This window comes from Ruegeria sp. SCP10, from assembly GCF_040329495.1.
In the GTDB taxonomy this organism is placed as follows: domain Bacteria; phylum Pseudomonadota; class Alphaproteobacteria; order Rhodobacterales; family Rhodobacteraceae; genus Ruegeria.
Map to the genome: position 1 here is coordinate 825,855 of NZ_JBDZYF010000001.1, position 25,342 is coordinate 851,196.

Genomic DNA, 25,342 nt, shown 5'->3' on the forward strand with positions numbered 1-25,342 from the left:
CTTACTCAGAAATCTCGAACTCCATCGAAACGCTGACGGATACCGTGATCTCACCGCCTGCGACGGGCACTCCACCAGTATCGGCGACGCTAAAGGCGCGCATCTCTGCCATGGGCCGGACCCCTCCGGTGCGCTCGGAAATCGACTGAACTGGGCCCAGCGTGACATTGGCCGCTTGGGCCAGTTGCTCAGCCTTTGACGTGGCTTCGCCCACGGCTTTGGCGCGCGCCTGAACCTCAATCGGTTTGGTGTCCTGCAGACCAAAGCTCAGCCCGCCAAAATCATTCGCCCCGTCCTGAATGACCGCATCCATGATCTGCCCAAGCTGGGACAGGTCGCGCACCCGGACAAAAACACGGTTCGAAGCGACAAACCCCGTGATCTCGGGCGGCTCTCCGTTCTGCTGATTGCGATTCGACCAAACCGGTGAGAGCGACAGGTCGCGTGTTTGCACATCCCGGTCCTCGATCCCCATATCTGTCAGGCGGGACAGCACCTGTGCCACTGCATCTGACGTCGCTTTCATCGCAACCGACGCTTCGGCATCCTGATTGGTCACACCCAGCGTGATCGTCGCCATATCGGGTGCAACTTGCACGGTTCCAATCGCGTCAACGGTAATGCGACGTTCTTCCGCATGGGCCATTCCAGCGGCAGTTGCGGCCATCATGGCGGCCAGAAAAGCGAATGTCTTCAAGGTCATCCCTCCAATTTTCTCCTGTTCAACATGGGTTGGCGGGGCTTTGCCATACAAGGGGAGAGTTTGCGTTTTTCTTTCCCTCGGCGGGTTCCTGCTTTACTGTCACTCTGCAGGCGTCTGATCGTTTGCGTTGATGATATAGTTATGGTTCTCCGGGATTATGAAACCCGCCTTTACGCTGTCTTTTTCTGCAACCGGTATTTCGTTGCACCACCTGTCCGAAGGTGAGTGGTACGAGATCGGCACTGTATCGCTGGATACAGATGACCTGAACGGTCAGATACAGGCGCTACGGGATCAGGGTTTTGCACTGGAGAACGACCTGAGTTGCAATGTGGTTATCCCAGCGGATCAAATCCGCTATCTCACGATTCCATCGGAAGATCTGTCTACTGACGAAAACGCGCAAATGGTGCAAGACGCTTTGATCGATGCCACACCATATGAGCGCGATGAACTGAGTTTTGCCTCGATCACCAAAGACGGCCTGGTCTATGGGGCGGCAGTGGCACGTCAGACCTTGAACGAAGCGCATAGCTTTACCATCGAGCATGGATTCGTGCCTGTCGCTTATACCGCTGAGCCGAGTGATGACGAGTTCCCTGGCGTGCCGGTGTTTGACCTGGATGCGAAGCCGCTTGCAGCGACTCCGGTTGCTGCACCAGAGGCTAGCCCTGCCCCCGCAGTACCGGCACCTAAGGCAGACGCAGGTCCGTCAACCCCCAAGGTTCACGCCATAGCGGAAACCGCCGCTCTGGACGCGTTTCGTGCGCCTGCGCCATCGCAGGGTGACTCAGCAAGCAGCGGCGCGAGTCTCAACAAATTTGCCCTGCCTGCGGTCGCAGCGACGGGTTTGTTGGCCCTTGTGATTGGCGCGTGGTCCCTTCTCGGATCGCCGGAAGATGAGACTGTGGCCGAGGGGGACTTGGAGCCTGAAACCACATCCCCTGAGGCTGAAATGGCCGCTGATCTGGCGGTAGACATCCTGCCGGAGGCATCTCAGGCGGAAAGCACTGAACCTGCAATCGAACCGGTGCCTGAAGACGATCAAGTGACAGCTGCCGAGCTTGCGCCCGAGGCGACACCCGAAGACCAACCCGCCTTGTCTGCGGCCGATGCGGCGATCCTTGAGGCGTTGAAGGTAGAACCCACACCGGTCGAGGACGTTGCACAGGAAACCGAGACGGCTCCGCAATCTGAAATCGCCACCGGTGTTGTTGAGACCGCCCCAGCACAGCCCGAAGAACCAGTAGCCGTTGAACCGGACGATCTGTATCTGGCTTCGGTTGGCAAATCCGATTTCTCCAACGATGCGGTGGCCCCGGCACCGTCAGCGAGTTTCGAGACCGATCAGCCCTTTGATCTGCCTGCTCTGGCGCGCGCCTCCTTCCCCGGGTTTGATCTGGATGAGCGCGGGCTTGTTACCCCATCGCCCGAAGGCACACTGAACCCTGATGGCGTGCTGGTCTATCTCGGCCGCCCCTCATCCGTGCCGCCAGCAGTACCGTTACGGTTCGAAGAAGAACCGGTGGTCGAGGAAACGACCTCGCGCTTAGCCGGAATACGGCCCAAACCCCGCCCTGAGAACCTGCAAGATCAATTCGAACGTCAGCAACTGGGCGGCAGATCGCTGCAAGAACTGTCCGTGTTGCGGCCCAAGCAACGCCCCGCTTCGCTACAAGCCAGCCCCGAGGTGGATGACACCCCGACTGCCTTAGCCGTCGTCCTTGTTCCCCGTCCTAAAGCACGCCCTGCAGGGCTGGTTCGGACTGCGGCGGCCGCACCGGGGACCAATCTGGGATCAACCGCCGGGCTGGATCAGAACAGTGGTGGGGCAGAAACCTTCGAGCCCAAAACAGTTGCCCCCAAGATCCCCACGACCGCATCAGTGGCGCGGCAGGCGACTATTGACAACGCGATCAACCTGCGCCGCCTGAACCTGATCGGGGTATACGGCACGCCAGCCAACCGGCGCGCCTTGGTACGCTTGCCCAGCGGACGATACAAGAAACTGAAAGTGGGTGACCGGGTCGACGGCGGCAAGGTCGTCGCAATCAGCGACAGTGAATTGCTATATCAAAAGAAGGGTCGCAATGTGTCCCTTAAGATGCCGCGTGGATGATCGCTGCGCGCTGGTAGCAAAGCCTTGGTCGCTCCGGCAACATCTCTCTACATAAGGGAAACAGGTATGCCGGAGTGACTTGGACTAAGCTTGTGTTCGAAGCGGACTAAGCCGCTGAAATCTCACCGCTTTCGATCTGCTCGCGCTCGATGGACTCGAACAAGGCCTGAAAATTCCCTTCGCCAAACCCATCATCGCCTTTGCGCTGAATGAACTCGAAGAAGATCGGGCCGATCACGGTTTTCGAAAAGATTTGCAGCAAAATCCGCGTCTCACCGCCATCCACTACGCCTTCGCCGTCGATTAGGATGCCGTGTTTCATCATCCGATCCAGCGGCTCGTCATGATCTTTTACGCGGTCCTTTGACATATCATAGTAGGACTGGTTCGGGCCGGGCATGAACTTTAGCCCCTTCTCGGCAATCGCATCGGTCGAGGCATAGATATCTTCGCTGCCCACCGCGATATGCTGGATGCCTTCGCCTTTGTATTTCTTGAGGTACGAAACGATCTGGCCCGTTTCGCCGCGATCTTCGTTGATTGGGATGCGGATACGTCCACAAGGCGAGGTTAACGCGCGGCTATAAAGGCCGGTGAACTTACCCTGAATGTCAAAGAAGCGGATTTCGCGGAAGTTGAACAAGTCGCCATAAAACTTGAACCACTTGTCCATGTTGCCCTTGAACACGTTATGGGTCAGGTGATCGAGGTAGTAGAACCCATCACCGCGTGGTTTGGATTCTTTGATCCATTCGAATTCCTGATTGTAGGGCGATGTGTCGTAATACTGATCAATGAAGTAGATCAGCGACCCGCCAATCCCTTTGATCGCGGGTACATCCATGGTTTTGTCCGCGCCATCATAGGGTTCAGCCCCTTTTGAAACCGCATGCTCATACGCCTGCTGCGCATCGACAACCCGCCAACCCATTGCAGGCGCACAGGGGCCGTGTTCGGCGACAAACTTCGCGGCATAACTCTCAGGAGCGGCATTGAGGATATAGGTCACGTCCCCTTGCTGCCACAGCTCGACCAAGGGTTTTTTCTTGTGACGCGCGACAAGGTCATAGCCCATGGTCGCAAACAGATCCCGCAATTCCTGCGGGTTGGGATGAGCGAACTCGACGAACTCGAACCCGTCGGTTCCCGCCGGGTTCTCTGCGGTGATGATGGATTTCGGGGCGTTATGCGGGAAAGGACCCATGGCGCGTCTCCTTTGAAAACAGGAATTTCTTTGCTGATTCCAAGATATGTCTTAAACAACGCTGTTTCTGCGCATTGTTTTTAGATAAACTATATCCTGACGCGCAAAACACGCGCCATTTTGAAGAAATATGGTGAAATGCCGCAAGCACTGGATCATATCGATATCGGATTGCTGGCCGCGCTCCAGCGCGATGCGCATCTGACAGCCCAACAACTGGGCGAGGTGCTAAACCTGTCTGCAAGTCAGGCCGGTCGCCGCCGCCAAAGGCTGGAGGCGGAAGGTTATATCACCGGCTATACCGCGCGGCTGGACCCCCTGAAACTGGGCCTGCAAGTCCAAGGGTTTGTTCAGGTCCATCTGGGAACGCATGGGCCGGATCAATCGGCCAGCTTTGCCCGTTTGGTGGATGCCCGTCCCGAAATCACCAGCGCCTGGACGATGACCGGAGAGGCAGATTATCTGTTGCATGTCTATTGCGACGATCTATCTGCGCTCAACAGCTTGCTTCATCAGGTGATCCTGCCGCATCCTGCAGTTGCACGGGTTCAAAGCCAGATCGTGATGGACCAATTGAAACGCGACGCCCCCCTGCCGACCTGAGCGGGCAACGAGGACACATATGGACGATTTCCTATACCAGGCTTCTATCTATCTCGCCGCCGCGGTGATCGCCGTTCCGTTATCGGCGCGTCTGGGATTGGGATCGGTTCTGGGATATCTGGCCGCCGGTCTTATCATCGGCCCGGTTCTGGGCCTTGTTGGGGCTGAAACCGAAGACCTGCAGCATGTGGCCGAGTTCGGCGTTGTCATGATGCTCTTCCTGATCGGGCTGGAGCTGGAACCACGCGCCCTTTGGGATATGCGGGACAGGTTGTTGGGACTGGGCGGTTTGCAGGTTCTACTGTCCACCGCAGTGATTGCGGGCGTGGCGATTTATGCCAGCCACCCGTGGACCGTGGCGCTCGCCGTCGGCCTGACCCTCTGCTTGTCTTCAACCGCGATTGTACTGCAAACCCTGTCTGAAAAGGGACTGATGCAAACCAACGGTGGGCGCGCGACCTTTTCAGTCCTGTTGACACAAGACATCGCCGTCATCCCTATTCTGGCGATGTTGCCCTTGCTGGCCCTGCCTGCAATCCCTCATATCGAGGCCGACGGGTCGATTGACCGCAGCGCCGCAGAGCATTTGCATGATGCGCATCACAGCCTGTCCTTGGTTGAGGGATTACCTGGTTGGGCCGTCACATTGGTGACAATCGGAGCCATTGCCTTTGTCATTCTGGCCGGTGTCTACCTCACCCGCCCGCTGTTCCGCTTTATCCACGCCTCGCGCCTGCGCGAGATGTACACGGCATTGGCCCTGATGATCGTGGTTGGCATTTCCTTCCTGATGACACTGGTTGGCCTGTCACCCGCTCTGGGCGCATTTCTGGCGGGTGTTGTTCTGGCCAGCTCGGAGTTCCGACATGAAATGGAAAGCGACCTTGAGCCCTTCAAAGGCCTTTTTCTGGGCCTTTTCTTCATCACGGTCGGGGCTGGGATCGACGTTGGGTATTTCTTCAACGATCCGTTTGACCTTATCGGCCTAGCCCTGCTGGTGATCCTGGCCAAAGGTGTCATCCTCTATATCGTCGGCAAAGCCTTCAAGCTGAAAGGCCGGGATCACTGGCTTTTCACCCTCGGCTTGGCGCAGGCAGGTGAGTTTGGTTTTGTCCTTTTGGCCTTTTCGCGGCAACAGAACGTGATCCCTCAGGACCTGGCACAAAAGCTACTGATGATCATCGCATTGACGATGCTGATTACGCCGCTTTTGTTCATCATCTACGATCTGCTGTCGCGGAAACTTGGTGAGCCAACAACGACGATGGAACCGGATGAGATCGACGAAAAAGGCCCTGTGATCATCGCAGGTATTGGACGGTTCGGTCAGATCGTCAATCGCCTTGTGGTGGCCAGCGGGTTCAAGACCATCGTTCTGGACCATGATATCGAGACGATTCAACTGATGCGTCGGTTTGGCGTCAAAGGCTTTCTGGGCGACCCAACCCGGCCCGAGCTTTTGCGCGCAGCGGGGCTGGATAAGGCGTCAGTTCTGGTTGCGGCAATGGATGATCGAAAGACGGTGACGCGCCTTGTCGGATTTGCCCGCCGCCAGCGCCCGGACCTGCATATTATAGCCCGCGCCCATGACCGGACCCATGTGTACGAGCTGTATCAGGCCGGGGCCAATGACATCGTGCGCGAGATGTTCGACAGTTCACTACGCGCAGGTCGATACGTATTGGAGAATATCGGGCTCAGCGAATACGAAGCCGCGCAGGCCGAGCAGACCTTCTATCATCACGACCGGGCGTCGGTACGCGAACTGGCCGAGCTTTGGGTGCCCGGCATGCCCACGGCAGAGAACAAGAAATACATCGAGCGAGCACAGTCTTTGGAGAAGGATCTAGAGACCGCGCTTCTGGAACTGGCCGAGGAACACGCCAAGAAATCTGCATGATCGCGTGCTGCCCGAACAGGCGATCAGGTCATCCGTCTGCCACGCCCGCCTCGGCAAAGGTGGCCATGCCAGAATGACAGGCCACAGCGCTTTTGAGGATGTTGATGGCCAACGCCCCGCCAGACCCCTCGCCCAGTCGCAGGCCAAGGTTCAGCAACGGCTCTTTGCCCAATTTCGAAAGCATCGCCCCATGCGCGCCCTCGGCACTTTGATGGCCTGCGACCGCATGGTCCAACGCCGTCGAAGACACACGCGCCAGACAGGCAGCTGCGGAGGTGCAGATAAACCCGTCCAGAATGACCGGAATGCGCAGCACGCGGGCGGCGGCAATGGCTCCTGCCATCGCCGCAATCTCGCGCCCGCCTAAACAGCGCAGGACCTCCAGCCCATCGTCGGTGGCATGGCGCGCAACGCCTTCGGATACAACGCGGGTTTTGTTGGCAATGCCAGCATCGTCAACACCGGTGCCGCGCCCGGTCCAATCGGCAGCCTCTCCGCCGAACAATGCGCAGGCGATGGCTGCAGCGGGGGTGGTGTTTCCGATCCCCATCTCTCCGACCACCAGCAGGTCAGCCTGAGCGTCGACCGCGTTCCAACCGGTTTGAAGCGCACCCAGAAGTTCGGTTTCGATCATCGCCGGTCCTTGGGTGAAATCCGCTGTCGGGCGGTCCAACTCCAGCGCATGAACGTCCATCTTCGCCCCGGCCGCCTTGGCCAGTTGATTGATCGCAGCCCCGCCAGTTTCGAAATTCATGACCATCTGCACGGTCACTTCAGGCGGAAAGGCCGACACGCCCTGCGCCGTGACCCCATGATTGCCTGCAAACACAATGACCTGAGGCTGTTCGATCTGAGGACGCGCATCGCCACGCCAGGACGCGTACCAGATCGCCAGATCCTCAAGCCGTCCCAACGCACCCGGAGGTTTGGTCAGCTGGCCATTGCGCGCGGCGGCGCCGTCTGCGGCCGCTGTGTCCGGACCAGGCGCGTTGATCAACGCATCGCGGAACGTGTTCAAATCATTCAGTTCGGGCAGCATCAAAGCCTCATTGCATCAGAGTGGTCCTGCGTGTTTAACCGAAGCTGAGAGACCAACAAGACCCTGAAAGGCGCGAAGGTGCACAAAAACGACACCAATCCAGTTTCTGCGTGGGATATCCCGCTGGCGCTGGTCCTGCTGACGCGCCTGCCCTTGCCCCGTCTGCCGGACCATGTCTTTGCCCGGCAGGCGCGCGCGGTTTGGGCTTTTCCAGTGGTCGGAGTTGTCGTCGGCGGGCTGGCCTGTGCGGTGGGCTGGGTCTTGCTGGCGCTGTCCGTGTCCCCATTCGTTTCCGCTGTTCTGGTCGTTGGGGCCTTGATCATAGCGACCGGCGCAATGCATGAAGACGGTTTGGCCGACACTTTTGACGGTCTTTGGGGCGGATTCACAGCAGAACGCCGGCTGGAAATCATGAAGGACAGCCATATCGGGACATATGGCGTTTTGGCCCTGATCAGCACGCAACTGATCCGCATCTCGGCGATTGCCACGCTTTTGTCCGCCGGTGCGTTTTGGGCGATCCTTGCGACCTGCGTGCTGTCCCGCGCCATGATGCCGCTTCTGATGGCAGCCTTACCCAATGCACGGCAATCGGGCCTGAGCCATTCGGTCGGCACACCAAATGCGATGACCGTCACCCTGTCGTTAGGTCTGGCAATCGTGATCGGCCTGCTGCTGGCTGGAACGCAGTTTTTGTTGCCTGCGATTTGCGCTGCGGTCATTGTTTTTGGCCTTTGCCTTTTGGCCAAGAAGAAGATCGGCGGCCAGACCGGCGACATTCTTGGGGCATCTCAGCAATTGGCCGAGATTACATTCTTGGTCGCAATCAGTGCTCAGCTGTAAACATCAGACCCGCCTGCGCCTTTGGCGAACATGCCCAATCAACAGGTAGAGCGCAGGGACAAGGGTAAGTACCGCTGCTGATCCCCACACCAATCCCGCTTGCTGCAAAAGCACCTGACCGGTTGCGGGGTCGTAGCACCGGCCCAGTTCGTTGAAGCAATCACGCCATTTAAAATATCTGGAATAGTAGGCTGCCCAGAACAGACCGGACAGGGCAAGCAAAGCGCATCCTATTGTCATCCTGATCACGGCCGGTTCCTCAGCCAATGGGCCTTCGGGCAAAGCCCAACCTAGATAGAAAAAGCCGCCCTGACGTCAGAGCGGCTTTGAGAATTTAGCGTAAGTGCATTCAGGCAGCGGCAGCGCGCGAGGTCAGAACCTCATCCACCTGCTTGGCCGCCGACAGCTCACCCGCACCCGATACAGCCGCAACCTCACGGGTCAGGCGCTCCAGTGCGGCTTCGTAGAGCTGACGCTCGGAATAGCTCTGCTCGCGCTGATCGTCTGTGCGGTGCAGGTCACGAACCACTTCGGCGATCGAGATCAGATCGCCCGAGTTGATCTTTTGTTCATATTCCTGCGCCCGGCGCGACCACATGGCGCGTTTTACCTTGGCCTTGCCTTTCAGCGTCTTCATCGCCTGGCTGATCACATCCGGCGAGCTGAGCGAACGCAACCCGGATTCGGTGACCTTGTTGGTCGGCACCCGCAGGGTCATCTTGTCTTTCTCGAATGAGATGACAAACAGCTCAAGCGAATAGCCCGCGACTTCCTGTTCCTCGATCGAGATGATCTGGCCCACGCCATGGGCGGGGTAGACAACATAGTCGTTGGGGCGGAACTCAAGCTTTTTCGACTTTGTCATTCAGTGTATTCCTTGGTTTTGGACCGGTACGCAGACGACAAAACACCACGAGCGGGGACTGTTTCAGCCCCGACAGGCGGCATATTTGTCATAAATTCAGAACTCCAAAGCGAGCATACTTACGGAGTGCATCCCGATCTCAGTCATCATGTAAGGACAGAGTATATCACAAAAATGCGACACCCGAAAGTTTACCTTAGGTAAAATCGCAATATTCGACCTGATTTCAGAGAATTAACACGCTGCATTGAAGAACATTGCCCCAGGTCAAGCGGCGAATCGCTTATCCGCCCTCGCCGGGCGCTTCGGAGAAGTATTTCTCCATCTTACCTTCTTCGCCATCCCGCTCCTCTGCTTCGGGCAGAGGATCCTTCTTGGTCACGATCACGGGCCAAATTTCAGAGAACTTACGGTTAAATTCGACCCATGTTTCCATTCCCGGCTCGGTGTCTGGGCGGATCGCATCGGCGGGGCATTCGGGTTCGCAAACGCCACAATCGATGCATTCGTCGGGATGAATGACCAACGCATTCTCACCTTCGTAAAAACAGTCCACCGGACACACTTCGACACAGTCGGTGTATTTGCAGGCGATGCAGTTTTCGGTGACGACATAAGTCATTGCTGAGTTCCCGTATGATCTTTGGCGATTAGCTAATTCAGACTGGCCTTATCTTCAAGGTCAGATCAGTCATCGAGCCTGCGAGAAAGATCAATCGCTCGCCGATCTTTCTTGGTTGGACGACCTTTTCCCTCGAAACCGGGATTCGTGGGCCGCACCTCCTGTTTCGGGGTCAAATCCGAATACAGCGTTTGTGCCTCTGAGGCTGGACCACGCCTATCACCCAGCGCCTCAACCTTGACGACCCGAACAGTGCGCGCCTGCGGGAAGGTCAGAACATCGCCGGGTCCCACCGCCTGAGCAGGTTTCAGAACCCGGTTTCCGTTCAATCGCACATGGCCGCCGCTGACCTGTTTGGCTGCCAGGCTGCGGGTCTTGAAGAACCGGGCCTGCCAGAGCCATTTGTCGATCCGCAGCTTGGCCTGATCCATGACGGATCAGTTGCCGCCCTTCAAACCCATCAGCGCTGCTGCAAACGGGTTATCGGGGTCGATTGCCTTTTCCTTCTTCGGAGGCCGGGACGAGAAGGACTTTGCGCCCTGCGGCTTGCCACCCTTTCTGCCTTGCGGCTTGCGACCGTCCTGAGGTTTGCCACGCGGCTTGCCTTTGCCCTGCCCCTGCTCGCGGCGCGGGCCGCGGTTTTGCTGGCGCTGGCGACCCCAGGTGAAAGTGTAGAACACCTCGACCTCAGGTTCATCACTTGCGGGTTGTGCTGTCGGAGCCTCGGCTGCTGCCTCGGTGCTTTCGGTGGCCTCGGCTGGCGCCTCGGCGGGTGCGGTGACCACTTCCGGCGCGCCTTCGGTTGCTGGGGTCTCTTCGGCGGCGGCTTGTTCTGCCGCTTCAGTGGTCGGCGCCTCTGCCGGTGCAGCTTTGACCTTTTCTCGCTCACCGCGTTCGGCTTTGTAACCCAGACCCTGCATCAGGTCCGCGAATTGATCCAACGTCATGCCGGTGATCGAGAGCATGTCTGGCTTGGCTTCAAAGCCGCCCCGGCTGTCCTCAGCACGAAGCATGTCGGCGAGACGTTCCAGCATGTCGATCCGGATCGATCGATCGCCCGCATCACGGTAGCCACACATAGTGTCATAGCCCTGCGGTGCATCCTTGGCGACCGGTACGGTGACCAGACCCGGAGGCGGTGCCTCGGGGAATTCCTGCAGGCCACTGGACAGCGCCCAAAGTACCAGGCGCAGGCGCGTGGGTGCGGGTTTCAGCAGCAACGGCATGAAGATGGTGAACTGACCAAAACGAATGCCGTGCTTGCGCAGCGCGCCGCGGGCATCCTGATCCAGATCCTTGACCTCTTGCGCGACCCGCGCGCGGGGCAACACACCCAGCGCCTCAACCATGCGGAAAGCAAAGCCTTTGGCCAGACCGGACAGTTCCTCGTCCCGCGACAGGTTCAGCAGTGGCTCGAACAGTGCGGCCACTTTGCGGTCGATAAAGTGCTGCAGACGGCGCTGCACCTTCTGTTCGACGTCTGGCCCTGCGGCTTCATCCACAAAAACCTCGACCATCGGCTTGAGAGGCTCAGCCCCGGCAACCAGTTTGCCGACAGCGTATTCGCCCCACATCAGGCCGCCCTGATCAGTGAAATCAATTTCGGTATCGGGTGCATTGTAGAAGCGATCGGCACGCAGATGGAATTGCGGCGCGAGGGCTTGCAGAGACGCCGATTTGAGCGCTTTCGCCTCAGCCCCCTGCGCAGCCTTGTCCGGAGAAAACCGGAACCCTTCCAAACGACCAACGAATTCGCCTTCGACGGTCACTTCACCCTTGTCATTTACTTCGGCCAAAAGGGCCTCCTTCTGTTTGAGCCGGCGCAGCAACACGGATGTGCGCCGGTCCACAAATCTTTGAGTCAAACGTTCGTGAAGAGCGTCTGACAGCCTGTCTTCTACAGTGCGCGTTTCGTCCCGCCAATGCGATTCGTCACGCACCCAGCCGTTTCGTTGCGCAACATAGGTCCAGGTGCGAATATACGCCAACCTTTTGGAAAGAGCATCGATATCGCCATCTGTCCGGTCGATACGTCGCACCTGCCGGGCCATGAAATCATCGGGGATAGACCCGCGTTCATGCAGGTGGCCAAAGATCACTTCGAGCAAACCTGCATGTTCGGCGTGGCTGATCCCCCGAAAATCGGGAATACGGCACACATCCCATAGCAAACGGACCGATGGCCCATCGCTAGCACGCGCCACAACCTCGGTCACTTGTGACAGGGACTTTAGGGCATTCAGGTCATCAGCCGGGCGCGCCTTAACCAGGTTTTCGCCCTGCGGACTGACCTCAAGCGCGTCGATCAGCGCCTCAATCGTGCCAAAACGCAGGGCGGCATTTCGCCAATTTAGCTTTTTCATCGGCGTAAACCGGCTGTCCATGATCGCCTGCGCCACGCCTTCATCCAGCGGCGCGGCCTCACCCGTCACGCCGAACGTTCCATCTGACATGCCGCGCCCGGCCCGGCCTGCGATCTGCGCCAGCTCATTCGGCGCGAGCGGGCGCATCCGGCGGCCATCGAATTTGGACAGGGACGAGAACGCCACATGGTTCACATCCAGGTTCAGCCCCATCCCGATGGCATCGGTCGCGACCAGATAATCGACCTCACCATTCTGATAGAGGTCGACCTGTGCATTGCGCGTGCGCGGGCTAAGCGCCCCCATGACCACGGCCGCGCCACCCTTCTGGCGACGCAGCAGTTCGGCAATGGCATAGACATTGTTGACCGAGAAGCCGACGATGGCGCTGCGTGCGGGCATCCGACTGATTTTCTTCGAGCCGGTATAGACCAACTGAGACATCCGCTCGCGCCTAACAAACTGAGCCTCGGGAACCAGCGCAGCGATCGGGCCGCGCATAGTGTCCGAGCCCAGAAAGAGGGTCTCATGGGTTCCACGGGATCGCAGCAACCGATCTGTAAAAACGTGACCGCGTTCCGGATCAGCGCAAAGCTGGATTTCATCGATGGCAACAAAATCAGCCCCCATCCCCTCGGGCATCGCTTCGACCGTACAGACCCAATATTGGGTGCGGGGCGGCACAATCCGTTCTTCACCCGTGACCAGAGCCACAACAGACGGGCCGCGAATTGCGACGATCTTGTCATAGACCTCGCGTGCGAGCAGACGTAGCGGCAGGCCGATGACACCCGTTCGATGCCCCAGCATGCGTTCGATTGCGTAATGGGTTTTGCCTGTATTCGTCGGGCCAAGTACGGCCACTACTCGGGATGACCCGCTCACCTGTGCCCCCTGCCCCAGTGTCTCAGAGAGCTGAGCCTTCGACCTGAGGCTTTAGTCGATTCACCGCATTGGTTACTTCTTCATGATGGGGATGTATAGCCAATGCACGCTGATAAGCATCGAATGCACGCTCGGGCTTGCCCACAACCTCAAAGATCAGGCCCAGACCATAGATAGCATCGTAGTTATTGGGGTTCAGGGTCAGCGCATATTCCAAATCGGCTGCGGCCATGCCGAACCGTTCCTGTCCAAAAAAGGCCGACGCTCGCACATGCCAGCCCTCGGCGAAATCAGGGGCGTGATCGGTAAGGGCAGTCAGATGCTCTATGGCGGTTTCGACATCCCCATCATCCAATGCCTCTCGCCCGCGCTCTAACAGCAAGTCCGCCGAGGCAGAGCCGGATTGCGACCAAAGCGCCTGAAGCTGACGATCCAAACCAATTGCCTGCTGCGGCGTTGATTGCGCCAGTTGCTGTAACAACTGAGTCTCATCCCGAGAATCAGCCTCTTGCGCGGCGCAAGTTCCGGAAATCATGACTAGCAGCGCGATTGCCGCAACGGTACCTTTGAGATTGTTTGTTGCAATGCCCATAACAATGCTCAGTGTAGCGTTGCGACCGGGGATGTCCATTCACGGCGCACAAACAAAATGAGGAGCACGATGAGCGACACTTTGGAAGCAGCCGTATCAGCGCTGAATGAAAAACTGGCGGGTGGCGAATTCGACGCCTCGGCCAAATTCGCGATTGCCGATCTGGGCGCAATCATTCTGGATTCGAACGGTGCGCGGATCAGTGATGACGAAGCAGACGTCACCCTAAGCGCCGATGCCGATACGTTTCAGGAGATTCTCAGCGGCGAATTGAACCCCACGGGCGCGTTCATGTCTGGCAAGCTGAGCGTTGATGGCGACATGGGCGTTGCGATGAAGCTCGCTTCGGTGCTGGCCTGATGGAACTGTCGCCGGCCCCCTTTTTCGAAGATGTGGCCGGCGGTCCTGCCGGTGGTGCGGCTCATTGGTTGCAGACCACGGACGGGCCCCGCATTCGCATGGCCCATTGGCGGCCTCAGGGTGATGCAAGCGGCACGGTGTTTATGTTTCCGGGCCGCACCGAATATATTGAAAAATACGGCAGCACAGCCGCAGAATTTGCCCAACGCGGGTTTGCAATGCTGGCCGTAGACTGGCGCGGTCAGGGCTTGGCAGATCGGTTGCTGGACAACCCTCGCATTGGCCATGTCGACCGTTTCCCGGACTATCAGCATGACGTGCGGGCCGTCATTGATCTGGCCACACAACTTGACCTGCCGAAACCCTGGTATGTGATCGGGCATTCGATGGGTGGGGCCATCGGGTTTCGCGCGGTTGTCGAGCAGGGATGCTTTGCCGCGTGCGCCTTCACCGGCCCGATGTGGGGCATTTTCTTCACCCCTGTCATGAAGCCGCTCAGCCGTTTGACGGCTTATTGGGGCACTGCACTTGGCCTGGGCGAACGGACACCGCCGACAACCTCACTGGAAAGCTATGTGCTGTCGCAGCCTTTCAAAGACAATATGCTGACCCGCGATCCGGCGATGTTCAAGATGATGCAGGATCAGTTGACTGGACATCCCGATCTGTCACTTGGCGCCCCGTCCAACCGGTGGCTGCGCGAGGCGCTATCAGAATGCGCCTGGCTGATGGATCAGCCTGCCCCTGATACACCTTGCCTGACCTTCCTGGGCAGCCACGAACAAATCGTGGACCGCAAGGCGATCCGCGCCCGGATGGCAAACTGGCCGAACGGCACGCTGGTTGAGATCCCCGATGGTGAACACGAAGTGCTGATGGAAGCGCCTGATGTGCGTGGCCCGGTGCTGGATCAGCTGGCGGCTCATTTTCTGTCACACCAATCGTAGAGCGCAACTTGGGCCGAGTTGAGCCCCAATGCGCCAACTGTCCGCTTGTGATCCCGGCGCGGCAGCCCTAGATGTTTGCCAAAGCAGTTTCAAAAGGTGATCTATGCGCAACCTTCCCTTTCCCGTCCGTGATGCAAACGCTGTCGGTGGTACCGACAACCTGGGCAACCTGCCGGAATGGGATCTGAGCGATCTTTATGCCTCAGAAGACGCACCCGAACTGGCACATGATCTAGACTGGCTGGACGGCGAATGCGCCTCTTTCGCGTCAGACTACGAAGGCAAGTTGGCCGATCTGGATGCCGATGGCCTGCTGACCTGCGTATTGCGCAACGAGAAGATCAATGGAATTGCCGGACGGATCATGTCCTTTGCTGGCTTGCGCTATTATCAGCTGACCACCGATGCGGATCGCGCGAAATTCCTGTCGGACATGCAGGAAAAGATCACCATCTTTACCACGCCGCTGGTGTTTTTCACGCTGGAACTCAATCGCATCGACGATGATGTGCTCAAAGCGCATTTCGCGGCCAATGCTGATCTGGCGCGGTACGAGCCCGTCTTCCGTCGCATCCGTGCGATGAAGCCTTATCAACTCTCTGACGAATTGGAAAAATTCCTGCACGATCTAGGCGTTGTTGGCGATGCCTGGGAACGCCTATTCGACGAGACCATCGCGGGTCTGACCTTTGACGTTGACGGCGAAGAGCTTAACATCGAAGGCACCCTGAACCTGCTGACCGAGCAGGACCGCAGCAAACGCGAAGCCGCCGCGCGTGAATTGGCAGCCGTGTTTCAGGACAATGTCAAAACCTTCGCTCGCGTCCACAACACGCAAGCCAAGGAAAAGGAAGTCGTCGACCGCTGGCGCAACATGCCAACCGCGCAGACCGGGCGGCATCTGTCGAACGATGTGGAACCCGAAGTGGTCGAGGCCCTGCGCGAAGCGGTTGTGGCCGCCTACCCCAAGCTGAGCCATCGGTACTATGAACTGAAACGCAAGTGGCTGGGTCTGGACGTCATGCAAGTATGGGACCGCAACGCACCCTTGCCAATGGAAGACACACGTATCGTCGGCTGGGATGAGGCCGAAAAGACGGTGATGGACGCCTACAACGCCTTTGATCCGCGCATGGGAGAGATCGCCTCACCCTTCTTTTCGAAAGGCTGGATTGATGCAGCGGTTAAACCGGGTAAGGCGCCCGGCGCCTTTGCACATCCGACCGTGACTGACGTGCACCCATACGTGATGCTCAACTATCTTGGCAAACCGCGCGACGTGATGACCCTGGCGCACGAGCTGGGCCATGGTGTGCACCAGGTGCTGGCTGCTGATCAGGGTGAAATGCTGTCCTCGACCCCACTGACACTGGCCGAAACTGCTTCGGTCTTCGGCGAAATGCTGACCTTCCGCAAAATGCTGGATCAGGCGGAGACTCCGGAACAGCGCAAGGTTCTGCTGGCCGGCAAGGTCGAAGATATGATCAACACGGTGGTCCGCCAGATCGCGTTTTACGACTTCGAATGCAAATTGCACGCCGCACGCCGCGAAGGTGAGTTGACCCCAGATGACATCAACGCCCTGTGGATGAGCGTTCAGGCCGAAAGCCTTGGCCCCGCATTCGAATTCATGGACGGGTACGAGACCTTCTGGGTTTATATCCCCCATTTTGTCCACTCACCCTTCTACGTCTACGCCTACGCGTTCGGCGACGGCCTCGTGAACGCGCTGTATTCGGTTTACGAAAGCGGTGCCGAGGGGTTTGAAGATAAGTATTTCGACATGCTGCGTGCCGGAGGTTCCAAGCACCACAAGGACCTGCTCGCCCCGTTTGGGCTGGATGCCAGCGACCCGAAATTCTGGGACAAGGGTCTGTCGATGATTTCCGGCTTCATTGATGAGTTGGAGGCGATAGAGGGGTAAGACAGATCAAACCAAGACTAGCTTTGTGCGCTTGGCGGACAAAGCGGTCAAAGTTTAACACAGTTCCGGCGGTATGTTCTGTATCAACATACTATTTCACAGCCGGCAACGAGATGGTGAGAACCCGCAATGTACAAGTTAGTCCTTGTGTTCTTGATGGTTTTTTCTGCTTCATCAACTTCGGCGCAATCTGTCGTGGGTTCATTCGAAAAAGAGGGAATAACTATTTCACTGCTCTTCGATGGTCGCTGGGGTGTCGTTGAAGAGAGTGACGTTGAATGCGGAAATATGCCTCACGTCTACGTTTGTATTGAGCAAGCAAATCAGTTCTCTGAAAGAGCAGAACTCGCGCCAATAGACGTTGACCTAAGAGGACATTCATTTGCGGATGCGGGTGTCTTTGCCGGGCGAACTTGGGGAAAAAAAGAGAACAACCCAATTGAAATTGCACGAGGTTTTGTCAAGGACTTATCTTCAGGATACAAAGTTCCAACCGACCGAGTTAGACTGCTTTCAACTGAATCTGGCACAGTCGAGACCCGCGAGTTCTTCCGTTATGAATTTCTCACTATTCTAGAAAATGGTCCGCTATGGTCTACCATAACTCGAATAAGAGATGGTAGTCGAACTGCAGATGTTGGGACCCATGTATTCGGTGAAATGTGGACGACAAGCCCGGAGATGCTTGATGTTCGAAAGGACTTTCACAACCGACTGATAAAAAACTTGCCATTGGATTGGGTGAATGAGTGAAGAGCAGTAACAGCATACCATCAACCCTGATATCTTGCCGACTAGTTGGCGACCTAAGTGCTCTAAATTGGTATCTAAGGGCACAAACTAGCCAACCTTACCTCACCTCAACTGACTGTCCTTCGACCCACGTCGATTGATGCCCGCCCGCGCCTTGAATGCCCCATCCCGTTCTTTCTGGCAATCCAAGCACAATTTCACACCAGGCAAGGCAGCGCGGCGTTTCTCGGGGATCGGTTCCTCGCATTCCGCGCAATGAGTCAAGCTTTCCCCCACGGGTCGCTTTTGCGCCTGCATCCGGGCCAGCTCGTCCGATATAGACGCCTCGATCTGTTCGCTTACCGCGCCGTCGCGTGCCCAGCCGCCTGCCATGGGTACTCTCCCTTATCCAAGGCGGTCAGGATAACCAAGCCGGCCGGTAAGGCAAGTTACAGGGCCACCGCCCCTTCAAACACCTGATCAATCATCCGTTGCGTCCCGCGAGAGAATTCCAGCGGGCATGGGTAGTCGGCACCATCGCGCACAGACCGGCAAAACGCTTCGATCTGCAGCTTGTAGTGATCATCGCCCGGAAAGCGCGTGACGCGCATCTCTAACCCGGGGCGGTGCAGTTCCACCCGCGCCTCGCCAAAGACCCGCGCGTTGAACGGGGCGGTCAGGCGGATCACGCCGCCTTCGCCGTGAAACACCATCTCCTGATGCGGGTGCATCCGGATCGAGACATAGGCTGAATACGTGAAGTCTGGGAACTGCGCGCGGATTTCAGTGAAGATGTCGATGTCGTTTTGCCAGCGGATGGCGGATTGAACGCTGTCGGGTTCCTGCCCCGTTGCAAAACGCGCCGAGCCAATCACATAGACGCCAATGTCCCGCAGGCCGCCGCCGCCCGTTTCCGCCTTGTTGCGGATGTTTCCAGTATCCGCGCGGTTGTCAAAGCTGAACGCGCCGGTCACATGCACCAGTTTGCCGATGGCTCCATCGGCTATCAGCTTACGCACCAACTGCCACTGCGGATGATGAACGATCATGTAAGCCTCAGCCGCCAACAGACCGGTCTGGTCGCGTTTGTCGATCAAGGCGTCGAACTCTGCGGCGCGCATGGTCATCGGTTTTTCACACAGAACATGCTTGCCTGCGTCCAGTGCCTTCAAGCTCCATTCCACATGCATGTGATTTGGCAAAGGGATGTAGACCGCATCAATCTGAGGGTCCGCCAGGATTGCATCGTAGCTATCATAGGTATTCAGGTCAGGGCAGAACGCCTGAAACGGGTCGGCCTTCGCCGGGTTCGAGGTCGCAAGCCCATAAAGCTGTGCGCCGTCCGCTGCGTGGATCGCAGGAGCCAGATACTGTTGCGCGAATTTCGAGGCGCCAAGAACGCCCCATCGAACCGGTTTCTGCATTTTCCCCTTCCGTTAGCGCAACCATTGCGGATTTCTATGTAGCGGGAGATGACAGTGTTGTCATGCCGCTTTCCATCCGATCAGCCAAAAGAAAACCGGCTCAACGGGATAGAGCCGGCTCGATCTACATTCAATGTACTTTTAGTTCGTACTGAGCATGCCCTTTTCGCGGGCCAGTTCGCGCATCTTTTTCTGCAGCTTCTCAAAAGCCCGCACTTCGATCTGGCGAATGCGTTCGCGGCTGACATTGTACTGCGTGCTCAATTCTTCCAGCGTGACGGCCTGATCCATCAGACGGCGCTGTGTCAGGATGTCTTTTTCGCGATCATTCAGCACCTCCAGCGCAGCTGCCAGCAGCTCTCGCCGTGCGTGCAACTCATCTCGGGCCTCATAGTCGCCTGCTTGGTCCGCATCTTCGTCCTCAAGCCAGTCCTGCCACTGCATGGTGCCTTCGCCTTCGGAGCCGACCGTCGCGTTCAGCGAGGCATCGCCGCCGGACATGCGGCGGTTCATGCTGATCACTTCTTCTTCGGTAACGCCCAGATCTTCGGCGATCTGTTTGACGTTTTCCGGCCGCAGGTCTCCTTCCTCAAGCGCACCGATACGTGCCTTGGCCTTGCGCAGATTAAAGAACAGCTTTTTCTGCGCCGAGGTGGTGCCCAGTTTGACCATAGACCATGACCGCAGAACGTATTCCTGGATCGAAGCGCGAATCCACCACATCGCATAGGTCGCCAGCCGGAATCCTTTTTCGGGATCGAACTTTTTCACGGCCTGCATCAGGCCCACATTTGCTTCGGAAATCACTTCGGCCTGCGGCAGACCATAGCCGCGATAACCCATAGCGATCTTGGCCGCCAGACGCAGATGCGACGTGACCATTTTATGTGCGGCTTCAGTATCTTGCTCTTCCACCCAACGCTTGGCGAGCATGTATTCTTCTTCCGGCTCCAGCAGGGGAAATTTGCGGATTTCCTGCATATAGCGGTTCAGGCCGCCCTCGGGCGTCGGTGCGGGGAGATTTGCGTAATTTGCCATATATGATGTCCCTCCGACAAATGTTTACTTCTTTAACATAGGAGATAGGTAAGGAACCCACCCCTTTCAAGAGGTACCGTTAACAGTTTGGAATTAAGCTTTGGTAAAGGAAAGATAAGAAAGCCTTACTCACAACAGTTTGCGGATTATGTCAGTGGAGCGCGCAGAGTGTCGATCAGGGTTTGCATATCTTCTGGCAACTCGGCCTCAAACCGCAGGTTTTCGCCGGTTACCGGATGTTCAAAGCCCAAAACAGCTGCATGGAGCGCTTGTCTTGGAAAGGCGCGCACGGCCTCGGCAGTCTTGGCACTGAAGGCTTTCGCCGCAAGTTTGCGCTTGCCGCCATAGACCGGGTCGCCAACCAGCCCGTGCCCGGCATGTGCCATATGCACCCTGATCTGATGCGTGCGCCCGGTTTCCAGCCAGCATTCGATCAACGCCAGCCCCGCCGCGTTGCCAAAGCTTTCGACGACTCGTGCACGGGTGACGGCATGACGCCCGCCATGGAACAGCACGGCCTGCCTTTGTCGATCCGTCCTGTGCCGCGCAAGTTGCGTGGTCAGACGCATGATGTTGCCCGGTTCGAAACTAACACCCTTCACCCCACGCAAACGCGGATCGTTGGCATCGGGCACCCCGTAGCAGATGGCGCGGTAATAGCGTTCGACACTATGCGCCTCGAATTGGGCGGCCAACCCGTGATGCGCGGAATCTGATTTAGCTACGACCAGCAAGCCGCTGGTTTCTTTATCTATTCTGTGAACGATACCAGGGCGCTTGACGCCACCAACACCTGAAAGATCGTCGCCGCAATGATGCAGCAGCGCATTCACCAGCGTGCCATTGGGTGAACCCGGTGCCGGGTGAACCACCATGCCCGCCGGTTTGTTGATCACGATCAGGTCGGGGTCTTCAAAGACAACCTCCAGCGGAATATCCTCGGGGCCGATATGGCTGTCTTCGGCTTCGGCGACCCTGATGGTCACCGCAGCCCCCTCGGGCACTTTGTATTTCGGATCGAGGATGACGGTACCGTCAATTGACACAGCACCTTCTTCGATCAGTCGCGCCAGACGCGTGCGCGACAGGTTCTCATCGGCTGGCACATCCCGCGAAAGCGCCTTATCAAGACGAGGCGGCGGATCGGCCGCGATTTGAAACTCTATCTGGCGGGTGCCCATGACTGTTCCTTCCGACCCCCAAGACCAACCGCAAGAGACGCCGCAATTGAGATTGCTGCGGCGCATGGTCATGCTACTGACCGCGGTGATGATTGGCGGGGTTCTAGTGACATTCGCACTGATTGTCATCCGCCTATCGGACCGCACGCCCACCCTGCCCGATCAGGTCGAGTTGCCCGATGGGGCACGCGCACAGGCGGTGACGATTGGCAGCAACTGGTATGCCGTGGTGACCGACGACAACCGCATTCTGATCTTCGACAAGACGACCGGCAACCTGCGGCAAGAGATATCCCTAGACTAAACCAGTGTTGTTTAGTTCGGGAACAGTCGCGTGCCCGTCCACGCATCGCCCAACTGAGTGTCCAGCTCTGGCGTGCGCATCTGGCGTTTCCCGCCAAACGGACAGAGCGTGATTTCACCAAGGTAAATCTTGTCGCCAATCGCATAAAGATCGACCCGTGCGAACTCGACCCGCTGGCCAATCGCTTCGGCGATCCGCACCATGTCGTCATACCGTTCTGGCTTCGGCTCGGTATCTTCGCTGGTCTTGAAGTACAGCTCTTTGGGAATAAAGCTGAAATCCCGGTCGTGGATCATCTGCACATGCCCGCGTGAACGGTCCCGGTCCACCTGAACCAGCTGAACCCGCCCGGCGACAACCCAGAATTTCCAGTCGATGATATCTTCACCTTCAGCGGCGAGGTCTTCTTCTATAAAATACCGCGTGTCGATGGTTGAATACCACCATTCGGCCGCCCAGTAGCCATGCGGAACCGGGCTCTTGCTCCAAATTTCAAGGTTCCGGTTCGCGTGGCGCAATACCTCTCCGGTTAGAGGCCATGTTAGTCGAAGATTTTTTCCCTGAGCATTATTGCACTTAAGCCAATAACTTCCCGCACTAAGGTCAAGTTCGGACAGGATCGGATCAGATGAGACCCAATATCTCTGAACCGGCGTCAGCAAAGCTCTTGCCTCATCAGGCACAAACTCCTCTACGGTCAGCTTGTCAGCCGCACTGACAACAGGAAACTCGGCAAAAAGCTTCATAACCAACAGCTTCTCAGTCAACGTGGCAGGCGCTGACAGGTCAGGCAAGTAGCGATGATTTTTGGCAAACCGAAACAGCGACAGCATCAAAGCATTCAGTCGCGCGGGGTCGCTATTGTAGTGATCCCAACCGCGCAGATGGCCAGGGCGCGGTTTTTCGTGCACTTGGTAGAGACCTTGATCTTTTATTCTGTCCAACTCGCGTTGAGCAAACCTTAGGTAGTCTCGGCGGTCCGACAAAAGTGCAACGGGCATCTTTCCTTCAGTTGCCGCACTAATTTGTTCGTCGGTCACGCGCAGATCAGGAAGCATATCTGGGAACTGAATAGCCTTAGGAGCGCCCCTGCCCTTAATTGGTAAAGGCGCATCAGCGGGCCGAATACCCAATCCACGCAGGCGCCGATCCAAGAAAGAATGCCGCTTTATGCCTTTGGCAATCCACCACCGCATGCGGCGCCCCCAAAGATGCACGGCCAGTGTTTCATCTTTGATGTAGGTGTTGCGAAATTCTCGGACAGAAATGTCATTTGCTTGCCCCGTCTGACGAAACGGCAAAGGGTAAAAGACCGGTGGCGGGCTGGCGTGCTCTATCTCTCCGTGATGCCTGAGAAACCAGGTCATGACGTCAGGCCCGTAAACGCTGTGATCTTGATCCGATGCGTGTGGCAGTTCCCCAGCCTGTTTCATCTTTTCAAGCCGCTGTCTCTCCTCGCCTTCAACCCAAGGCCGGATGGGAAATGAATCCAAACTGTATTCGGTGTAGGCTTTCAAAGCAGGACTGTCTGACGGCAAACGCATCACAGCGTTGCAAATTGTGGTTTTGTTGAAAAAACCAAAGATGTGATCCGCTTTTGGTATCGGTGCCAATGCGATCACATCCGTATCGCACCAGAGGAAATCGGTTTTCTTCATCAACTGAAGTCTGAAGATATCAGACTGAGGCACCGGTGTATTGAACGTATTGCTCATGATGAACTGTTTGGGCTCGTGAATCTCATTCGCCGATACCAGTTCAATGCCTTCAGGGACGTTTTCGACCTCGCCATAGTGGAACAGAACTACTTTGTGTCCATTCGCAACGAAAGACAGCAGACACATCTGCTCAAGAAAGCTCAGCGAGCCTTCTAACCAGAGCATTCCAATCGTCGGGAGCTTGGGGTCGACAACCATTGCGTTGATACTCCGGGGTCTTAGGTCACATTTCCGGTTGATTTTGGCTGGATGAGCGCGGCACATCTTGGCTGGTGACGCGATCGCGCACACCGCGATCCTGCTTCACAAAGCTTGCGGCGGGTTTCTCCACAAGTCGTTGATATAGCTGCTCATACTCTGGGATCTGCATCAGGTTCGAGATCAGCTCTTTATGCCAGCGGAACGCCTTACGATGCAAACGCTGAAGGGTTTCGTCTGATTTGAACTGCTCCAATATCTCGGCCGTTTCGTCCTGATAACGCAGGATAGTTTCGTCCTTGGAGCCGCCTCGGTTCCAGCGATCCCAATAGTCAGTTCCAAGTGTTTGAGACGAATGATTTGCCCGTCCACGGCTACGCTTGGCCAGATACGCCTGCGTCGAGCGTACGGCATAGTGGTTGATCTGTGCAATCTCAAACCCAAATGGCGGCGAAACATGGTTGCCGAAAGGTGCGGGCTCTCTGGCATGCCCACCCGCCACGGACCGGAAGACGCTGGACTGGAATTCGGGTTTAGGATGTGGGTTGTGTAAACCGAAACGATTATAAAACTCGCCTTGCCGGAAAATCGACTTCACGAAACGCCGCCCGGCTCCGCCCTGCTCAAAATCCAGTTCGCCGTCATCGAATTGAGCCGTAATCGGTGCATCACGCAACACATGTCGACTATTGTTTGAGAATATCTTCCAGGGGACCGAGATCACATCCACGTCGGGCGTCGCCTCGATCAGATCGTCAACCTTGCGGTTGCCAACGTGAATATTCAGAAACTCGTCCGCGTCGCAAACATAAATCCACTTTGCGTCTTTCACGATCGGCAATCGACGCGCCTGCCTGAGGGCTGATCGGTGAATTCCTCCGGCCCCGACCCGGTTGCGTCGAAATTCGACATGCCCAAGCTCTTGCAACCGTCGCAGGATACGGTTTGTCCCGTCCGAACAATCGTTGGTGTAGACGATGATGTTGTCAAAGCCGAGCACCTTATGATGGGCCACCCATTCAAGGATGTAAGGCCCTTCATTTTTCATGGCCGAGATGACGATTTTCTCAGGGTTTTGCATCTGATGCGCTCGGTCTCAATACGTGGCCAGATCAGTCCTTACTATCGACCTGAGGTTCGATTTTCTCGATCGCAATTTGCGCACCCGCAATGGCTCTGATGCGCAGATGCCTTGGATACTGACCCAGGAATTCGTTCACGGCGCGTATGACCCCATCCCCCCACCAGCCGCGGCGATGGTAGTCGTCGAATGCCATGATGCCGCCAATCTTCATCTTGGGAAACAGCGCAGCCAGATCCGCCGAAACACCTTCGTAAGAATGATCCCCGTCGACATAGGCAAAGGATATGCTTTCATCATCGAACAGGTTCAGAGCCGGGACTGAGAAGTCGCGTATAATGCCAACCTTTCCGTCTTCGATCTCTTTCTCAAAAGATTTTTTGACCTTCTGAAAGATGGCCTCCATCTTTTCGTCTTCGGTCCGGCCGACAAAGGCAGTTGTGTGCGACTCTTCCCCGATATGTTTCCAGGGGTCGATCAGGAACAACTGACTGGGTTCCAGCAGCTTCAGTATGGTCGGAGAAAACTCCCCCTGCCAGACACCGATCTCAACCGCGACCCCACCTTTGGGCAAGCGGGACAGAAAGGTCCGCCGGATGGCCTCTTTCGAGTTCTTGCGCTTGGTCGCCTTGTCCGCCTTGGGTTTAGGCTGGCTTCCCGGCGCTACGCCAATCACCTTTGGTTCTTCTGACATCTC

24 protein-coding genes are annotated in these 25,342 nt (G+C 57.0%); 9 read left to right on the forward strand and 15 right to left on the reverse strand.

The genetic code is table 11. The features are described 5' to 3' along the window. Position 1: 1 nt before the first annotated feature. On the reverse strand, positions 2–703 hold the full coding sequence (locus tag ABLN87_RS04200; RefSeq protein ID WP_353007822.1) for an SIMPL domain-containing protein: 702 nt from the start codon (positions 701–703) through the stop codon (positions 2–4). 157 nt (positions 704–860) lie between these two features. Here ABLN87_RS04200 and ABLN87_RS04205 point away from each other — a divergent pair, with 157 nt between their 5' ends. Continuing rightward, positions 861–2,822: a hypothetical protein gene (locus ABLN87_RS04205; RefSeq protein ID WP_353007823.1), complete on the forward strand. Its 1,962-nt coding sequence runs from the start codon at positions 861–863 to the stop codon at positions 2,820–2,822. 106 nt (positions 2,823–2,928) lie between these two features. Here ABLN87_RS04205 and hppD read toward each other — a convergent pair whose 3' ends face one another. Then, positions 2,929–4,026: a 4-hydroxyphenylpyruvate dioxygenase gene (gene hppD, locus ABLN87_RS04210; RefSeq protein ID WP_353007825.1), complete on the reverse strand. Its 1,098-nt coding sequence runs from the start codon at positions 4,024–4,026 to the stop codon at positions 2,929–2,931. A gap of 138 nt (positions 4,027–4,164) precedes the next feature. On the opposite strand from hppD, the gene ABLN87_RS04215 reads away from it, so the two are divergent. Both ABLN87_RS04215 and ABLN87_RS04220 read left to right on the forward strand, forming a co-directional pair. Next, positions 4,165–4,629, forward strand: a complete 465-nt coding sequence (locus tag ABLN87_RS04215) for an Lrp/AsnC family transcriptional regulator (protein WP_353007826.1) — start codon at positions 4,165–4,167, stop codon at positions 4,627–4,629. A 19-nt stretch (positions 4,630–4,648) separates the two neighbouring features. Further along, positions 4,649–6,529, forward strand: a complete 1,881-nt coding sequence (locus ABLN87_RS04220; RefSeq protein WP_353007828.1) for a cation:proton antiporter — start codon at positions 4,649–4,651, stop codon at positions 6,527–6,529. A 28-nt stretch (positions 6,530–6,557) separates the two neighbouring features. Here ABLN87_RS04220 and cobT read toward each other — a convergent pair whose 3' ends face one another. After that, positions 6,558–7,568: a nicotinate-nucleotide--dimethylbenzimidazole phosphoribosyltransferase gene (gene cobT, locus ABLN87_RS04225; protein WP_353007830.1), complete on the reverse strand. Its 1,011-nt coding sequence runs from the start codon at positions 7,566–7,568 to the stop codon at positions 6,558–6,560. A 78-nt stretch (positions 7,569–7,646) separates the two neighbouring features. Between cobT and cobS the strand changes: the two genes are divergently transcribed. Further along, entirely contained in the window at positions 7,647–8,411 is a 765-nt protein-coding gene (cobS, locus tag ABLN87_RS04230; RefSeq protein ID WP_353007832.1) for an adenosylcobinamide-GDP ribazoletransferase, read from the forward strand. Between the two features lie 349 nt (positions 8,412–8,760). On the opposite strand, the gene ABLN87_RS04235 is transcribed toward cobS, so the two are convergent. From ABLN87_RS04235 to ABLN87_RS04255, 5 genes are all read right to left on the reverse strand, one after another. Then, entirely contained in the window at positions 8,761–9,276 is a 516-nt protein-coding gene (locus tag ABLN87_RS04235; protein ID WP_170532727.1) for a CarD family transcriptional regulator, read from the reverse strand. Positions 9,277–9,559: 283 nt separating this feature from the next. Next, the gene (gene fdxA / locus ABLN87_RS04240) at positions 9,560–9,898 is read right to left on the reverse strand and encodes a ferredoxin FdxA (protein WP_353007833.1); all 339 of its coding nucleotides are present in this window, start codon (positions 9,896–9,898) and stop codon (positions 9,560–9,562) included. A gap of 65 nt (positions 9,899–9,963) precedes the next feature. After that, positions 9,964–10,329, reverse strand: a complete 366-nt coding sequence (locus ABLN87_RS04245; RefSeq protein WP_353007834.1) for an RNA-binding S4 domain-containing protein — start codon at positions 10,327–10,329, stop codon at positions 9,964–9,966. 6 nt (positions 10,330–10,335) lie between these two features. After that, positions 10,336–13,146: a helicase-related protein gene (locus ABLN87_RS04250; RefSeq protein ID WP_353007835.1), complete on the reverse strand. Its 2,811-nt coding sequence runs from the start codon at positions 13,144–13,146 to the stop codon at positions 10,336–10,338. Between the two features lie 22 nt (positions 13,147–13,168). Next, on the reverse strand, positions 13,169–13,738 hold the full coding sequence (locus ABLN87_RS04255; RefSeq protein ID WP_417750375.1) for a tetratricopeptide repeat protein: 570 nt from the start codon (positions 13,736–13,738) through the stop codon (positions 13,169–13,171). 69 nt (positions 13,739–13,807) lie between these two features. Between ABLN87_RS04255 and ABLN87_RS04260 the strand changes: the two genes are divergently transcribed. The 4 genes from ABLN87_RS04260 to ABLN87_RS04275 all read left to right on the forward strand — a co-directional run bounded on the left by ABLN87_RS04260 (position 13,808) and on the right by ABLN87_RS04275 (position 17,722). Continuing rightward, positions 13,808–14,098 carry an SCP2 sterol-binding domain-containing protein gene (locus ABLN87_RS04260; protein WP_353007837.1) on the forward strand — a complete coding sequence of 97 codons (291 nt, stop codon included), beginning with the start codon at positions 13,808–13,810 and terminating at the stop codon, positions 14,096–14,098. Further along, the gene (locus tag ABLN87_RS04265) at positions 14,098–15,045 is read left to right on the forward strand and encodes an alpha/beta hydrolase (protein ID WP_353007838.1); all 948 of its coding nucleotides are present in this window, start codon (positions 14,098–14,100) and stop codon (positions 15,043–15,045) included. Before ABLN87_RS04260 ends, ABLN87_RS04265 begins: the two co-directional genes overlap by 1 nt. Before the next feature lie 103 nt (positions 15,046–15,148). Next, on the forward strand, positions 15,149–16,969 hold the full coding sequence (locus ABLN87_RS04270; protein WP_353007840.1) for a M3 family oligoendopeptidase: 1,821 nt from the start codon (positions 15,149–15,151) through the stop codon (positions 16,967–16,969). A 129-nt stretch (positions 16,970–17,098) separates the two neighbouring features. After that, positions 17,099–17,722, forward strand: coding sequence for a hypothetical protein (locus tag ABLN87_RS04275; protein ID WP_353007841.1), 624 nt, complete (start codon positions 17,099–17,101; stop codon positions 17,720–17,722). A gap of 102 nt (positions 17,723–17,824) precedes the next feature. Here ABLN87_RS04275 and ABLN87_RS04280 read toward each other — a convergent pair whose 3' ends face one another. From ABLN87_RS04280 to ABLN87_RS04295, 4 genes are all read right to left on the reverse strand, one after another. Then, positions 17,825–18,094 carry a DksA/TraR family C4-type zinc finger protein gene (locus ABLN87_RS04280; protein ID WP_353007842.1) on the reverse strand — a complete coding sequence of 90 codons (270 nt, stop codon included), beginning with the start codon at positions 18,092–18,094 and terminating at the stop codon, positions 17,825–17,827. 56 nt (positions 18,095–18,150) lie between these two features. Then, a complete protein-coding gene (locus ABLN87_RS04285) occupies positions 18,151–19,125 on the reverse strand; it encodes a Gfo/Idh/MocA family protein (protein WP_353007843.1) in 975 nt (324 codons plus the stop codon). 141 nt (positions 19,126–19,266) lie between these two features. Next, entirely contained in the window at positions 19,267–20,163 is an 897-nt protein-coding gene (gene rpoH / locus ABLN87_RS04290; RefSeq protein WP_353007844.1) for an RNA polymerase sigma factor RpoH, read from the reverse strand. A 146-nt stretch (positions 20,164–20,309) separates the two neighbouring features. After that, positions 20,310–21,344: an RluA family pseudouridine synthase gene (locus ABLN87_RS04295; protein ID WP_353007845.1), complete on the reverse strand. Its 1,035-nt coding sequence runs from the start codon at positions 21,342–21,344 to the stop codon at positions 20,310–20,312. On the opposite strand from ABLN87_RS04295, the gene ABLN87_RS04300 reads away from it, so the two are divergent. After that, positions 21,343–21,648 (forward strand): DUF6476 family protein, encoded by a 306-nt coding sequence (locus ABLN87_RS04300; protein WP_353007846.1) that lies wholly within the window; start codon positions 21,343–21,345, stop codon positions 21,646–21,648. The two genes, ABLN87_RS04295 and ABLN87_RS04300, sit on opposite strands and share 2 nt — an antisense overlap. 11 nt (positions 21,649–21,659) lie before the next feature. Here ABLN87_RS04300 and ABLN87_RS04305 read toward each other — a convergent pair whose 3' ends face one another. The 3 genes from ABLN87_RS04305 to ABLN87_RS04315 are packed head-to-tail and all read right to left on the reverse strand — an operon-like array spanning position 21,660 to position 25,339. Then, positions 21,660–23,564 (reverse strand): ATP-grasp fold amidoligase family protein, encoded by a 1,905-nt coding sequence (locus tag ABLN87_RS04305; RefSeq protein WP_353007847.1) that lies wholly within the window; start codon positions 23,562–23,564, stop codon positions 21,660–21,662. A 25-nt stretch (positions 23,565–23,589) separates the two neighbouring features. After that, a complete protein-coding gene (locus ABLN87_RS04310; RefSeq protein ID WP_353007849.1) occupies positions 23,590–24,645 on the reverse strand; it encodes a glycosyltransferase family 2 protein in 1,056 nt (351 codons plus the stop codon). 31 nt (positions 24,646–24,676) lie between these two features. Next, positions 24,677–25,339, reverse strand: coding sequence for a class I SAM-dependent methyltransferase (locus ABLN87_RS04315; protein ID WP_353007850.1), 663 nt, complete (start codon positions 25,337–25,339; stop codon positions 24,677–24,679). Positions 25,340–25,342: the final 3 nt, after the last annotated feature.